Source organism: Allobosea sp. 67-29 (assembly GCF_001898115.1).
Lineage (GTDB): Bacteria > Pseudomonadota > Alphaproteobacteria > Rhizobiales > Beijerinckiaceae > Allobosea.
Map to the genome: position 1 here is coordinate 567773 of NZ_MKSQ01000007.1, position 12397 is coordinate 580169.

The window sequence follows — 12397 nt, forward strand, 5'->3', positions numbered from 1 at the left end:
CTAGAGGGCCTCATGCCGCTCTATTTCGCCTATGGCCTCAACATGGACCCGGACGGGATGGCCGGACGCTGCCCGAACGCGCGGCCGCTTGGCACGGCCCGCCTGCCGCGGCACCGCTTCATCATCACGCGCGACGGCTACGCCTCGGTGATCCGCGATCCGCGCGAGGAGGTCCATGGCGTGCTCTGGGACTGCTCGCTCGGCGACATGCGCGTCCTCGACAAGTTCGAGGAGCTGGCCAGCGGGCTCTATGTGAAGATCAGCCAGCCGGTGATCGTGCCCGGCGGCGCCAAGCGCGCGCTGATCTATATCGGCCGCTCCGGCGATCCGGGACGATCCAAGCCGGGCTATATGGAAACAGTCATCGCCGGAGCGAAACATTTCGGCCTGCCAGAGGCTTACGTCACCGGCTTGAATCGTTTTCTGACCAAGCCGACTCTCGATCTCAAGAGCTTGAATCAGGATGCGAACGCCCCGCTGCCGCCCGGCCCGGTCAAGGGCGTGCGGCCGAGGGCGCTCGCTCCGAAGTAGCCTCGCTCCAAAGTAGCTCGGAGAACGAAAAGGGCCGCTCTCGCGGCCCTTTCCTTGTTGGAGAACACCGGCGGCGATCATGCCGCCAGCCCCTTGGCCAACTCGCTGACCTGCTTCTCGAACAGCGCGCGGTAGGCACCCTCCGGACGCGCGAGCAGAGCCTCGTGCGGGCCTTCCTCGATCACCCGGCCGCGATCGAAGACCAGGATGCGGTCCATGGCGCGCACCGTCGAGAGGCGATGCGCGATCACGATCGTGGTCCGGCCTTCCATCAGCCGCTCGATCGCTTCCTGGATCAGCGCTTCCGATTCCGAATCCAGGCTCGAGGTCGCCTCGTCCAGGATCAGGATCGGCGCATCGGCCAGGAAGGCGCGGGCCAGCGCGACACGCTGGCGCTCGCCACGTTCGCCGACCAGCGTGGCGTAGCCCTTGGGCAGGCGCATGATGAAATCATGCGCGTTGGCGAGCTTCGCCGCCTGCTCGATCTGCGCGTGCGAGGCGCCCGGCCGGCCATAGGCGATGTTCTCGGCCAGCGAGCGGTGGAACAGCACCGGCTCCTGCTGCACGATGGCGATCTGCCGGCGCAGGCTCTCCTGCGTCACGCCCGCGATGTCCTGCCCGTCGATCGCGATGCGGCCGCCGGTGACGTCGTAGAGGCGCTGCACCAGCTTGACGAAGGTCGTCTTGCCGGAACCCGAACGGCCGACGAGGCCGACCTTCTCGCCGCCCCTGATCGTCAGCGAGAAATCGCGGTAGAGCGGATCGTGATGCCCCCCGTAGTGGAAGGTCACGCCCTCGAAGGCGATCTCGCCTCCGGCCACGACTATCGCCACGGCGCCCTTTCGGTCCGGCACGCCATAGGGAAGATCGTGCATCCAGACGAGTTCCTCCATGTCGTTGACCGAGCGCTGCAGGTTATGGACGTGCTGGCCGACATCGCGCAGATAGCCGTGCACCACGGCATAGGCTGTCAGCACGAAGGCGACATCGCCTGCGCTCGCCTGCCCCTTCAGCCACAGCCAGATGACCAGCCCGATGACCGCCGCGCGCAGGAACAGCAGCACGACCAGCTGGCCGGTGCCCGACCAGGTGCCGCGCAGCCAGGCGCGCCGCGTCCTGACGCTCCACTTCGCCACCACGGTCGCGAGACGCAGATCCTCGCGCGTCTCGGCGCCATAGGCCTTCACCACGGGATTGCAGGTTATGGCGTCCGCGAGCGAGCCGCCGAGGCGCGTGTCCCAGGCATTGCCCAGCCGCGCCGCCGGCGCGACGAAGTTCAGCGAGAGCGCGAGCGTCAGCCCGATATAGGCTAGCGCGCCGACCGCCACCACGAGCCCCATCGAAGGCCAATGCCAGGCCAGCAGCGCCGTCATGCCGAGCAGGATGACCAGCGACGGCAGCAGCGCGATCAGGATCGTGTCGGTCAGGAGGTCCAGCGCCCACATGCCGCGCGTGATCTTGCGCACCGTCGAACCGGCGAAGTTGTTCGCATGCCAGTCGGTCGAGAACCGCTGCAGGCGCGCGAATGCCTCCTGCGCGACGTCGCTCATCGTCCGCAGCGTCATCGTGGTGAGGCCGACGAAGGCAAAATGCCGCCCGGCGACGCTGACGGCGGCGAGCGCGAGCATCCCGCCGAGCGCACGGAAGGCGGCATCGGCACGGTCGACGCCGCCCGCCACGGCATCGACGAGGCGCCCGGCATAGATGGGCGTGAACAGCTCGGCGAGCGTGGCGGCAATGGTGACGCCGGCCACCCAGCCGACCTGCCCCGGCCGGCGCGCCCAATGGCTGAAGGTGAAGCCGAGAACGGCTCGGAACGGCTCCCGCCGCCCGGTTTGAGTATCGAGAGACATAGCGTCATTCGGCGCCGAGACGGCAGCCGACTCCGAATCTGGAGGAGACGACGGCACGCGTCGGCTCCGGCAATGAACAGATGGATTTGGAAAAATGGCTCAGGAGGCGGCCGTCAGGCGGACCTCGCGCGAGGCCGACCTAGTGCCGGGATGCTCGCATGGGAGCGACGAAGATGGTGAATCCCATTCAGCCCTCCCTTTCTCGAGTTGGAGCCAAGGCAACGAAAATGCCTGAAGTTCAGGCAGGCGGCAACCCCGCCTCTCATGCGGCCGCCGCAAGGCGCCCCTTCGCGGAGCTCAGGACCCGGGGCCCCTCCTCACCACAAGAGCGCGACAAGTCGCAGGGCGATGACGATCAGGAATGCGGCGATGATCGTGCCGAGCACCTGCTGACGCTTGGCCCGATTCGGAAACTGGCGGACGAGGATGCGGCCAAGCGGCTTGCGGAAGATGAAGGCGGCGACCAGCAGGACGATGACGATATGAGACAAGTTGGGGCTCAGCCCTGCTTCTCGACCGCAGGCGCGACCGGCGCGCCCGCCTTCTTCCACGCGCCGAAGCCCCCCGCCATATGCGCGACCGGCTTCAGCCCCATCTCCTGCGCCGCCAGCGCGGCGAGCGCGGAACGCCAGCCGCCACCGCAGAAGAAGACGAAGCGTCGATCGTGCTGGAAGATCGGCTTGGCATAGGGACTCTCCGGGTCGATCCAGAATTCCAGCATGCCGCGCGGGCAATGGAAGGCGCCGGGCATGCGCCCTTCCCGCTCCAGCTCGCGCGGGTCGCGCAGATCCACGAAGACGACATCGTCCCGGCCGTGCAGGGCCTGCGCCTGCTCCACGGACAGCGTCTCGATCTGGCTCTCGGCCTCCGCGACGAGAGCCTTGTAGCCCCTCGTGATGGTCTGCGGCATGGCGTCGTCCTCCGGCGTTTCGGCGGCACCGTGGCTGCTTGCCGGGCACACGTCAACGCCGGCCGCGCCTTGCCGAGATGCCCGCTCCGTCGCAAGCTGCTTGCCCCTGCACCGGATCGGGTGGCAAAGCGGCACGATGATCGGATTCAGCAACCTGGACCTGGTGGCACTGGCGTTCTTCGCAGCCTCCTGGGTCGGCTATCACTATGCCGTCGAGCTCGGCCCGCACGCCGGCAAGAGCCTGAACATGCGGATGAACCTGCGCCGCGCCCGCTGGATCCGCGAATCCTTGCTGCGCGAGAACCGCATCGTCGACACGCAGGTGATGAACGGCCTCCAGAACGGAACCGCCTTCTTCGCCTCCACCTCGATGATCGCCATCGGCGGTACCCTCGCCCTGCTGCAATCGGCCGAGCGGGTGGTGGCGATCTTCGCCGACCTGCCGCTCAACAGCGCCCCGACCCGCACGGTCTGGGAGATCAAGGTCATCGGGCTGGCGATGATCTTCGGCTACGCCTTCTTCAAGTTCGCCTGGGCCTACCGGCTGTTCAACTACTGCGTCATCCTGATCGGTGCCCTGCCGCCGGCGCGCGGCCATGACGAACGGGAGGCGGAACGGGCCATCCACGAGACGGTGGAGATGAACGTCGCGGCCGGGCGTCACTTCAACCGCGGCCAGCGCGCCTTCTTTTTCGCGCTGGCGTATATGGGCTGGTTCCTCGGCCCGCTGAGCTTCATCTTTTTCACCGCAGCGGTGCTTGTCGCCATGTACCGGCGGCAGTTCGCCTCCGATGCCGCACGCGTCTTCCGCTATCCGGAGGGAGCATGACGACCGGGCCGGCAGAGCTCGAGACGGCGATCCTCGATCTGCTCGCCGGGCAGGAGCGCGGTCGCACGATCTCGCCCATGGATGTCGCCCGTGTGCTCGGCGGCGACCATCCCGACGGCTGGCGCCCGCTGATGCAGCCGCTGCGCCGCGCTGCGGTCAAGCTGATGAAGGAGGGCCGGCTCGTGATCACCCGCAAGGGGCGCCCGGTCGACCCTGACGATTTCCGGGGCGTCTACCGGCTGTCCCTGCCCGGCTGAGCCGGCGCCGGCCGTGCGAGATCAAGGGCCGGGAAAGAGGGCGTCCGTGTAGCCGGCAAGGCGATAGGCGACGAGGCCGATCCATTCCTTGAAGCCGTTGTCCGCGATCTCGAGCGCGCGCGGCGCGCGGCTGTAGGGCCGGATGAAGTCCGCCGGCTTGCCGGCTGACCAGTAGTCGACGGGAAAGGCCTCGATCGGGAAGCCGGCCTTGCGGAACACGCCCATCGCTCGCGGCATATGCCAGGCGGACGTCACGAGCAGCCAGCGCTCGCCGGGCTTGGGATCGACGAGGTTGCGGGTGAAGACCGCGTTCTCGCGCGTGTTGCGCGACTTGTCCTCCAGGATCAGCCGCCCCGGCGCAAGGCCGAGGCCCTCCATCAGGCGGCGGGCTCCGTCCGCCTCGGTCACTGTGACCTGCGAGATCAGGTTGGCCGCGCCCCCGGCGAACACGATCCTGGCTTCGGGATGCAGCCGCGCGAGTTCCACGGCCTTGGTCATCCGCGAGGCCGAGGCATTCAACACGACGTCGCCGCGCGCGAGCCCGATCGCGCCGCCGAGCACGACGATTCCGGCGACAGGCCCCTTGACCGCATCCTGCTGGGGGAACCGATCCTCCAGAGGCCGGATCACGGCTCGCGGCAACGGGCTGAACGCCATCAACCCCAGCATCACGACCGCGAACAGGCCGAGCCAGCGCGCTGGCCGCGCGAAGCGCGTGAAGGCCAGCAGCGCCGCCAGCCCCGCCAGCAGAATCACGAGGTTCACCGGCGAGAAGACGAACCAGACGATCTTGGACAGGATGAAGAACATCGCCGGCTCCGGGAAAAGACGATGGTCTTCTAAACCGGAATGCCGAAGAGTTTCTGAACCGGCCCGGGCTCAATCCGCCGGATCGTCACGGCGCGGCACGGACCGCAGCCGACGCTCACTTGATCGGCAGCGGCAAGGCCGGCCCCGCAGCCTCGCGGCCCGCGATGGTCTCGTACCAACGCTGGAGGTGCGGTCGCGGCGCGCGCTCGACGGGCATGTTGAGCCAGCGATGCACGCTCGGCCCCACCGCGATCTCGGCCATGCCGAAGCGCTCGCCACCGAGATAGCTGCGTCCCTTCGCCAGATGCGCTTCCAGCATGTCGAGGCGCTGCTCGGTGCGGGCGATCGACTCGGCGATCCTGGCGGGATCGGCGGTCGCCGGCTCGCGCATCAGGCCCCAGAAGGCCGGCGTCATCGCCGGCTGCAGTTCGCAGATGGCCCAATCCATCCAGCGGTCGGCCTCACTGCGCCGCGCCGGATTCTCGTCCCAGATCAGGCCGGCTCCATAGCGCGCCGCGATGTAGCGGACGATGCTGTTCGATTCCCAGATGCAGACATCGCCGTCCTCGAGCACGGGAACCTGACCGTTCGGGTTCTTGGCGAGGTAGCACGGCTCCTTGTTGCCGCCGAAGGGCCCGCCGATATCCACGCGTTCGAAGGCCTGTCCGGCTTCGCCCGCAGCCCACACCACCTTCTGGACATTGACGGAGCTCAAGCGTCCGAGAATCTTCAGCACGACGAAACACCTCCCTGCGGCCGATGATGACAGGCACAGGGGCCGGGTCGCTCCTGCGACGGCTCGGCGCCCCACCTGCTGCCGGGCAGGCCGTCCCGGCAGACCGAGGGTTTAGCGGCTGAAACGATTGAAGCAACGCTCGGGGCACCCGTTCACCGCTTCGTGACGGGTGGCCGCGCCCGGCCGCACCTGCCTCACGCGAATTCCATGATCACGGCATCGACGGCGAGGGAATCGCCCTCCTTCGCCAGGATCTTGGCGACGGTGACGTCCTTCTCGGCGCGCAGCACGTTCTCCATCTTCATCGCCTCGACCATGGCGAGCGGCTCGCCGGCCTTGACCTCCTGCCCGACCGCAACCGCGATCGACTTGACCAGGCCCGGCATCGGGCAGAGCAGGAACTTGCCGGTATCGGCGGCGACCTTCTCCGGCATCAGCGCGGCGAGCTCCGCCTCGCGCTGCGTATAGACATGGGCATTGGCATAGGCGCCGGCATGGCCCAGCGCGACGCCGTTCAGGATCGGGCGGACCTGCGCCGCAACCTTCACCCCATCGAGCGTGCCGTGCCAGACCGGTTCGCCCGGCACCCAGTCGCTGACGACGCTGACGCTGTGGCCCGGGAAGGCGATGACGACCGCCCCGCCCTGCTCCGTCACCTCGCCCTCGAAGCGTTCGGGGCCGAGCTGGACGACGCGCTGCCGGTCGAAGGAAACCTTGCGCCAACCCTCCATCTGCGCCGAGACGTGGCGCTTGCGCTGGTTCATGCGGTGGTCGCAGGCGATCGCGATCGCCGCCATGCGCCGCGCCGTCTCCCCCTGCGGCACCGGCAGCGAGAAACCCTCCGGGAACTCCTCGGCAATGAAGCCGGTCGAGAGGTTGCCGGCGATCCAGCGCGGATGCTGCATCACCGCCGCGACGAAGGGGATGTTGTGGCGGATGCCGTCGATGGCGAAGGCATCGAGCGCGCGCGCCTGTGCCTTGATCGCGGCCTCGCGCGTCGGCGCATGGGTCACGAGCTTCGCGATCATCGGATCGTAATAGATCGAGATCTCGCCGCCCTCGAACACGCCGGTATCGTTGCGCACCATGGCCTCGCCATCCGGCCCTTCGCTCGGCGGACGATAGGTCACGAGCCGCCCGGTCGAGGGCAGGAAGTTGCGGGTCGGGTCCTCGGCATAGACTCTGGATTCGACCGCCCAGCCGTCGAGCTTCACATCCGCCTGCGTGATCGCGAGCGTCTCGCCATAGGCGACGCGGATCATCTGCTCGACGAGGTCGATGCCGGTTATCATCTCGGTCACCGGGTGCTCGACCTGGAGCCGCGTGTTCATCTCCAGGAAGTAGAAGGACTTGTCCTGCCCGGCGACGAACTCGACCGTGCCGGCCGAGTCGTAGTTCACGGCCTTGGCCAGCGCGACGGCCTGCTCGCCCATCTTCTTGCGGGTGGCCTCGTCGAGCAGCGGCGACGGCGCCTCCTCCAGAACCTTCTGGTTGCGGCGCTGGATCGAGCATTCGCGCTCGCCGAGATAGATGACGTTGCCGTGCTTGTCGCCGAGAACCTGGATCTCGATATGCCGGGGATCGACGATGAACTTCTCGACGAAGACCCGGTCATCGCCGAAGGAGGACGCGGCTTCCGACTTGGCGCGGGCGAAACCTTCAGCCACCTCGCCCGAAGAATGGGCGATGCGCATGCCCTTGCCGCCGCCGCCGGCCGAGGCCTTGATCATCACGGGATAGCCGATCTCGTCGGCGATCTCCACCGCGTGCTCGGGGCTCTCGATGATGCCGAGGAAGCCGGGGACCGTGGAGACCTTGGCGGCGGCCGCCGCCTTCTTCGACTCGATCTTGTCGCCCATCGCGGCGATGGCGCCGGGATTGGGGCCGATGAAGACGATGCCGTTATCCTTCAATGCCTGGGCGAAGGCCTCGCGCTCGGACAGGAAGCCGTAGCCGGGATGCACGGCCTGCGCCCCGGTCGCTTTGCAGGCCTCGATGATCTTGTCGATCAGCAGATAGGACTGGGCGGCGGGAGCGGCGCCGATATGCACGGCCTCGTCGGCCATCTCGACATGCAGCGCATCGCGATCCGCATCGGAATAGACGGCGACCGTCCTGATGCCCATCCGCCGCGCCGTCTTGATGACACGGCAGGCGATCTCGCCGCGGTTCGCGATCAGAATCTTCGTGAACATGCGCGGCCACTCCCGGCTTCAGGTCCAACTGCAATAGCCGGGGTGTATGGGACGCCGCAACCGGCGTCCACCGATGCGAAAGTCGGCCACGGCATCGGGACGGACGGCACAGCCTTCGATCCGACCCGGTGCTTCAGCGATAGGCCGGCCAGAGCCCTTGTCCAGCACGCGGTCGACGCGATCCATCGGCACATGGATGTGCGGGAATGCGCAGCCTCAGCTCGCCAGCAGGACGCGATGAGCTGCCCGGGCGCTCTTCGCAGCCCCCTTGGCGAAGGCGAAGGAGAGCAGCAGTTCGTCGCAATGCTCGGCCTCGCGAACGATCTCGAAGGCGATGCGCTGAGCCGTCGGGCTGGGCCCCTCGCCGGCCGAGAGCGTCGTCACCAGCCAGTGCGCTTTGTCGCGGTCGATGACGCCGGTCGGGCGGTTCGCCCAGACGGCGAAGTCGACGACCAGAGCGACCAGGCAATCCGCGAAGGCCTCGCAGCTTTTCGGAACCGCGCGGTCGAGCGCGATGAGGACATCGACGATATCGCGGGTGATGACGATATCGTTCAAGATCTCGCGCTGAAGAACCTTGACGTCGGCTTCGTCGATCGCGTGATGATCCATCACGCGATCGACGAATTCATGAAGCTCATGTCCAATCATCTCTGAACCCCTGTCCGGCGTTGTTTTATGCCGGTATGTCCCTGTTGTGGGACCACCATGAACCCGGGGTCGGCATCAGGTAGTTAACGCGAAAATCTGAACGGTTATTCAGGTTAAACGAGGCTGAGTCGTTTTGGTTGCGAGGATGTTACTCGACTTCGCCCGGCACGCGGCCCAGGCCCGCGATCTTGGCCGGGCGCCCGATCCGCTTCGCCTGGCGCGCTTCACGCCGCGGCCGGCTCTGCCAGCCCGAGCGTCCCCGGCAGCTCGGTGATCGAGGTCAGCCGGTGCCGCGCGCCCAGCGCGACCAGGTTCTCGACCGGCTGGAAGCCCCAGGAGACTGCGACCGGAATGGCGCCCGCCGCGACCGCCATCTCGATATCGAAGGAGCTGTCGCCAACCATGGCCGTCCGCCCGGGCGTTGCCCCCGTTTCGGCCATCGCGTTCAGGATCATGCCCGGGTGCGGCTTCGACGGCGCATCGTCGGCAGACTGGACCGTGTCGAACAACCCCTGCCAGCCATGGCGCTCGACGATGAAATCGGCCCCCTTGCGCGACTTGCCGGTCGCGATGCCGAGCTTCAGCCCCGGCACGCCCTTCAGTCGCATCAGTGTCTCCGCAACGCCGGGAAACAGCGGCTCGTCGAGCGACGGATCCAGATGGGCCTGCAACCGCATCGCGCCGAAGACCTCGCGATAGGTCTGCGTCAGCACGTCGTCGGGCTGATCGAGCCCGGCGAGCTGCGCCAGCGCGATGTCAAGCGTCAGCCCGACGATACCGAGCCCGGCGTTGCGGCCCGGATGGACACGGCCGCAACGCCGGAAGGCCTCATACTGCGCACCGAGGATGATCGCCTCGGAATTGATCAGGGTGCCGTCGAGATCGAAGATGATGAGATCCATGGCGGCGCTTTAGCGCGGATCGGCACGGCAGGCCATCGCCGCCGGCTCATGCCCCCGTCGCGCGGGTGCGCGGCTCAGCCCCTCGCCTCCCGCGCGCAGCCGTCGATCGCCTTGCGCAACTCGGCCCCGTCCAGGCCCTTGGCCCTCGCCTCCTTGCGGCAGACGGCGCGCTGGGCGAGGTCCGGCCGCTTGGCGTTGAAGCAGGCGGTCAGTGCCGCGAGGCGCTCGGCGCCCTGCAGCTTGCGACCATCTGCCTCCTCCTTGCAGGAGGCGCGCGCGGCGGCCGCCGTCGGCTTGCCGTCGCGCGTCACGCCGTCATGGGCATAGAGCTGGACGCCGGGAAACTTCGCTTGCATGCATAGCCGCATCGCGGCGCGCAGATCCTCCCCCGACAGGGCGACATTCTCCGACAGACAATCCTGCCTCGCCTTGGCGCGCTCGGCCCGCGGAACCGGCTCGTCGGTGGCGGCACCGGCCGAAGCAACCGGTGTTCTTGCGGGCGCCGGCGCAGCCGTCTGGGCCGCGGCGCCGGCGGAAATTCCACAAGCGATCAGTGAAGCCAGTGCGATCCTGTGCATGAGAACCCCTCCCCGTGAGAACAAAATTGGAACATAGATTTCTTTGTTCCGCAACCGTTCTCTTTGTCGCTTTCGCTAGGGAAGGCCTCGCAGGGCCGGAGCGGCTATTCGTCGGGCGCCTCGACGATCGGATCGTAAGGTGCGTCGTCGAAGCCGAGCAGGTTCCAGCTCTGGCGCATATGGGGAGGCAGCGGCGCGCTGACGTCGATCGTTCCCTTGCCGCGCGGATGGGGCAGCACGATCCGCCGCGCCAGCAGGTGCAGCCTGTTCTGGATGCCGCCGGGCAGCTCCCAGTTCAGGATGTTGAAATACTTGGGATCACCGACGATCGGGTGGCCGATATGGGTGGTATGGGCGCGCAATTGGTGCGTGCGCCCCGTCACCGGCTTGAGCGAGAGCCAGGCCAGCTTCTGCGCCGCCGTTTCCACGACCGCGTAATAGGTCACGGCGTGCATCGCGCCGTCCTCGCCGTGCTGGGCGACCGCCATGCGCTGGTCGCCGTCATAGGCTTCCTCGCGGGCGAGATAGGTCGAGATGCGCCCCTGCTTCACGCGCGGCACACCCGCGACGAGAGCCCAGTAGACCTTGCGGGCCGCACGCGAGCGGAAGGTCTTGGCCAGCGTCGCGGCAACGAAGCGCGACTTGGCGATGACGAGGCAACCGGCGGTGTCCTTGTCGAGCCTGTGCACGAGGCGCGGCTTCTGGCCATCCTTGTCGGTCAGGGCGGCGAGCATGCCGTCGACATGCCGGGTCGTGCCCGAGCCGCCCTGCACGGCGAGCCCTGCCGGCTTGTTGAGGACCATGACGTCGTCGTCCTCGTAGAGCGTGATCGAGTGCAGGAAGCCGATCGTGTCGGCATCGGCCTTGGCCGAGCGCGGCCGCTCGGCCTGCTGCTCGAGCTTCAGCGGCGGTATGCGCACGGTCTGGCCCGCCGCGAGCCGGTCCTTGCTGTCGGCGCGCTTGCCGTCGACGCGCAGCTCGCCCTTCCGGACGATGCGCTGGATATGGCTGAAGGAGAGCTGGGGAAAGCGCGCTTCGAGGAAACGGTCGATCCGCATCTCGTTCTCGTCCTGCGTCACAACGAGCTGCTGCACGCCGGTCGACAGCACCTGCGCCGTCTCGGCCTTGACCTCGGCCCGCGTCCGCCTCGGCGCCTCAGCCGCTTGCCCCTGCCGCGCAGGGCCGGCCGGGCGCTGCTCAGCCCCCGCCTTCGGCCGTGCCGCAAGGCGCCGCCGCTCGTCATGGCTCGGCCGCTTGCCGCGGCCCCCATCGGCTGCGCGCGGCCGTCCGCCCCGGCCGGGAGCGCCCGCGGCGCGGCCGCCGGCGCCCTTGTCCGCGCCCTTGCCCGGGCCCTTGCCGCCGGCCTTCATGCCGCACCCGTCGGAAGCGCATCGACGCGGCCCGGAGCAGCGTCGCGGCGGAGTTGTGAGGTCGAGATCATCGTCGTGGAATAATGTGCAAGCCGACGGCGCACAAACAAAATCCGCCGCAATCGATCGCTCTCTTGCCCGGTACACGAAAGGACAAGGCAGGCGGCGATGAGACGGGTGGACATGACGACGGCGCTGGCGTGGCAGGCCATCTTCGGAGCGCTCTGCCTCGGGGCCGGCTGGCTGGCCGCGAGCGCTCCCGCCATCGCGCAGCAGCCGGCGCCCCCCGACTGGCCGACCGAGAAATGCAACCGCTACAAGGCAGCTTACGAGCTGATCCTGAAGCGCCAGGGCAAGGCCGGCCTCGGCCCGGAATTCCTCGCCAGCCACGATGCCTTTCTGGCTTCCAATTGCCAGGCTCGCGCCGAAGTGTGCGCGCGCAGCCCCGAGGAGATCGATCTCGCCAACAAGCTGACGCTGATGGCGATGAATCGCGGCATGTCAGGCACCTTCCTGCCGTTCTATTGCCGCAGCTGACGGGCTGGGCGCCCTCATCCCTTGCGGCGCGCCCGCAGGCGCGGGTGCACATAGAGCTCGAAGGCGATCGTCAGAACGATGAACACCAGCGCGATCGCGAAGGCGATCACCCAGTAGGACACGTCCTCCTGCGAGACGAACCAGCCGGCGATCACGGAGGGGACGAAGAGCAGCAGGCGCGCGATCAGAACCATCGTCGGAACTCATGAGACATGTCCGCGGGGCGGCCGGTGAGCCT

General features: G+C 67.8%; 15 protein-coding genes. 4 read left to right on the plus strand and 11 right to left on the minus strand.

The annotated features are described in order from the left end of the window. Positions 1–12 precede the first annotated feature (12 nt). Entirely contained in the window at positions 13–531 is a 519-nt protein-coding gene (locus BGO20_RS06400; RefSeq protein WP_291661793.1) for a gamma-glutamylcyclotransferase family protein, read from the plus strand. A 77-nt stretch (positions 532–608) separates the two neighbouring features. On the opposite strand, the gene BGO20_RS06405 is transcribed toward BGO20_RS06400, so the two are convergent. The 3 genes from BGO20_RS06405 to BGO20_RS06415 form a co-directional block, all read right to left on the minus strand. Beyond that, on the minus strand, positions 609–2384 hold the full coding sequence (locus BGO20_RS06405; RefSeq protein ID WP_299857058.1) for an ABC transporter ATP-binding protein: 1776 nt from the start codon (positions 2382–2384) through the stop codon (positions 609–611). A gap of 317 nt (positions 2385–2701) precedes the next feature. Then, positions 2702–2875, minus strand: coding sequence for a hypothetical protein (locus BGO20_RS06410; RefSeq protein WP_291661791.1), 174 nt, complete (start codon positions 2873–2875; stop codon positions 2702–2704). A gap of 8 nt (positions 2876–2883) precedes the next feature. Next, on the minus strand, positions 2884–3294 hold the full coding sequence (locus BGO20_RS06415) for a rhodanese-like domain-containing protein (protein WP_291661790.1): 411 nt from the start codon (positions 3292–3294) through the stop codon (positions 2884–2886). 136 nt (positions 3295–3430) lie between these two features. Here BGO20_RS06415 and BGO20_RS06420 point away from each other — a divergent pair, with 136 nt between their 5' ends. Further along, a complete protein-coding gene (locus tag BGO20_RS06420) occupies positions 3431–4123 on the plus strand; it encodes a DUF599 domain-containing protein (protein ID WP_291661789.1) in 693 nt (230 codons plus the stop codon). Continuing rightward, on the plus strand, positions 4120–4380 hold the full coding sequence (locus tag BGO20_RS06425; protein ID WP_291661788.1) for a DUF3253 domain-containing protein: 261 nt from the start codon (positions 4120–4122) through the stop codon (positions 4378–4380). The genes BGO20_RS06420 and BGO20_RS06425 overlap by 4 nt, the downstream gene beginning before the upstream one ends. Before the next feature lie 21 nt (positions 4381–4401). Here BGO20_RS06425 and BGO20_RS06430 read toward each other — a convergent pair whose 3' ends face one another. The 7 genes from BGO20_RS06430 to BGO20_RS06460 all read right to left on the minus strand — a co-directional run bounded on the left by BGO20_RS06430 (position 4402) and on the right by BGO20_RS06460 (position 11622). Next, positions 4402–5190 carry a YdcF family protein gene (locus BGO20_RS06430; protein ID WP_291661787.1) on the minus strand — a complete coding sequence of 263 codons (789 nt, stop codon included), beginning with the start codon at positions 5188–5190 and terminating at the stop codon, positions 4402–4404. A 115-nt stretch (positions 5191–5305) separates the two neighbouring features. Further along, complete coding sequence (locus BGO20_RS06435) at positions 5306–5926, minus strand: glutathione S-transferase family protein (protein ID WP_291661786.1); 621 nt, start codon at positions 5924–5926, stop codon at positions 5306–5308. 194 nt (positions 5927–6120) lie between these two features. Then, positions 6121–8121, minus strand: a complete 2001-nt coding sequence (locus BGO20_RS06440; RefSeq protein ID WP_291661785.1) for an acetyl-CoA carboxylase biotin carboxylase subunit — start codon at positions 8119–8121, stop codon at positions 6121–6123. Positions 8122–8337: 216 nt separating this feature from the next. Then, a complete protein-coding gene (locus tag BGO20_RS06445; RefSeq protein WP_291661784.1) occupies positions 8338–8772 on the minus strand; it encodes a hypothetical protein in 435 nt (144 codons plus the stop codon). Positions 8773–8996: 224 nt separating this feature from the next. Then, complete coding sequence (locus BGO20_RS06450; RefSeq protein WP_291661783.1) at positions 8997–9674, minus strand: HAD-IA family hydrolase; 678 nt, start codon at positions 9672–9674, stop codon at positions 8997–8999. Between the two features lie 74 nt (positions 9675–9748). Continuing rightward, complete coding sequence (locus BGO20_RS06455) at positions 9749–10252, minus strand: hypothetical protein (RefSeq protein ID WP_291661782.1); 504 nt, start codon at positions 10250–10252, stop codon at positions 9749–9751. A 104-nt stretch (positions 10253–10356) separates the two neighbouring features. Then, positions 10357–11622: an RluA family pseudouridine synthase gene (locus tag BGO20_RS06460; RefSeq protein ID WP_291661781.1), complete on the minus strand. Its 1266-nt coding sequence runs from the start codon at positions 11620–11622 to the stop codon at positions 10357–10359. A 168-nt stretch (positions 11623–11790) separates the two neighbouring features. Here BGO20_RS06460 and BGO20_RS06465 point away from each other — a divergent pair, with 168 nt between their 5' ends. Beyond that, positions 11791–12159: a hypothetical protein gene (locus BGO20_RS06465; RefSeq protein WP_291667605.1), complete on the plus strand. Its 369-nt coding sequence runs from the start codon at positions 11791–11793 to the stop codon at positions 12157–12159. Between the two features lie 14 nt (positions 12160–12173). Here the strand turns inward: BGO20_RS06465 and BGO20_RS06470 are convergent, their stop codons facing one another. Continuing rightward, positions 12174–12353, minus strand: coding sequence for a hypothetical protein (locus BGO20_RS06470; RefSeq protein WP_291661779.1), 180 nt, complete (start codon positions 12351–12353; stop codon positions 12174–12176). Positions 12354–12397 lie beyond the last annotated feature (44 nt).

Bases quoted from the DNA above. Each gene is read 5' to 3' on its own strand.
- BGO20_RS06445 (WP_291661784.1), bottom strand. From the start codon at position 8,772: ATGATTGGACATGAGCTTCATGAATTCGTCGATCGCGTGATGGATCAT.
- BGO20_RS06430 (WP_291661787.1), bottom strand. From the start codon at position 5,190: ATGTTCTTCATCCTGTCCAAGATCGTCTGGTTCGTCTTCTCGCCGGTG.
- BGO20_RS06420 (WP_291661789.1), top strand. From the start codon at position 3,431: ATGATCGGATTCAGCAACCTGGACCTGGTGGCACTGGCGTTCTTCGCA.
- BGO20_RS06450 (WP_291661783.1), bottom strand. From the start codon at position 9,674: ATGGATCTCATCATCTTCGATCTCGACGGCACCCTGATCAATTCCGAG.
- BGO20_RS06415 (WP_291661790.1), bottom strand. From the start codon at position 3,294: ATGCCGCAGACCATCACGAGGGGCTACAAGGCTCTCGTCGCGGAGGCC.
- BGO20_RS06460 (WP_291661781.1), bottom strand. From the start codon at position 11,622: ATGAAGGCCGGCGGCAAGGGCCCGGGCAAGGGCGCGGACAAGGGCGCC.
- BGO20_RS06465 (WP_291667605.1), top strand. From the start codon at position 11,791: ATGAGACGGGTGGACATGACGACGGCGCTGGCGTGGCAGGCCATCTTC.
- BGO20_RS06440 (WP_291661785.1), bottom strand. From the start codon at position 8,121: ATGTTCACGAAGATTCTGATCGCGAACCGCGGCGAGATCGCCTGCCGT.
- BGO20_RS06425 (WP_291661788.1), top strand. From the start codon at position 4,120: ATGACGACCGGGCCGGCAGAGCTCGAGACGGCGATCCTCGATCTGCTC.
- BGO20_RS06470 (WP_291661779.1), bottom strand. From the start codon at position 12,353: ATGGTTCTGATCGCGCGCCTGCTGCTCTTCGTCCCCTCCGTGATCGCC.
- BGO20_RS06455 (WP_291661782.1), bottom strand. From the start codon at position 10,252: ATGCACAGGATCGCACTGGCTTCACTGATCGCTTGTGGAATTTCCGCC.
- BGO20_RS06405 (WP_299857058.1), bottom strand. From the start codon at position 2,384: ATGTCTCTCGATACTCAAACCGGGCGGCGGGAGCCGTTCCGAGCCGTT.
- BGO20_RS06400 (WP_291661793.1), top strand. From the start codon at position 13: ATGCCGCTCTATTTCGCCTATGGCCTCAACATGGACCCGGACGGGATG.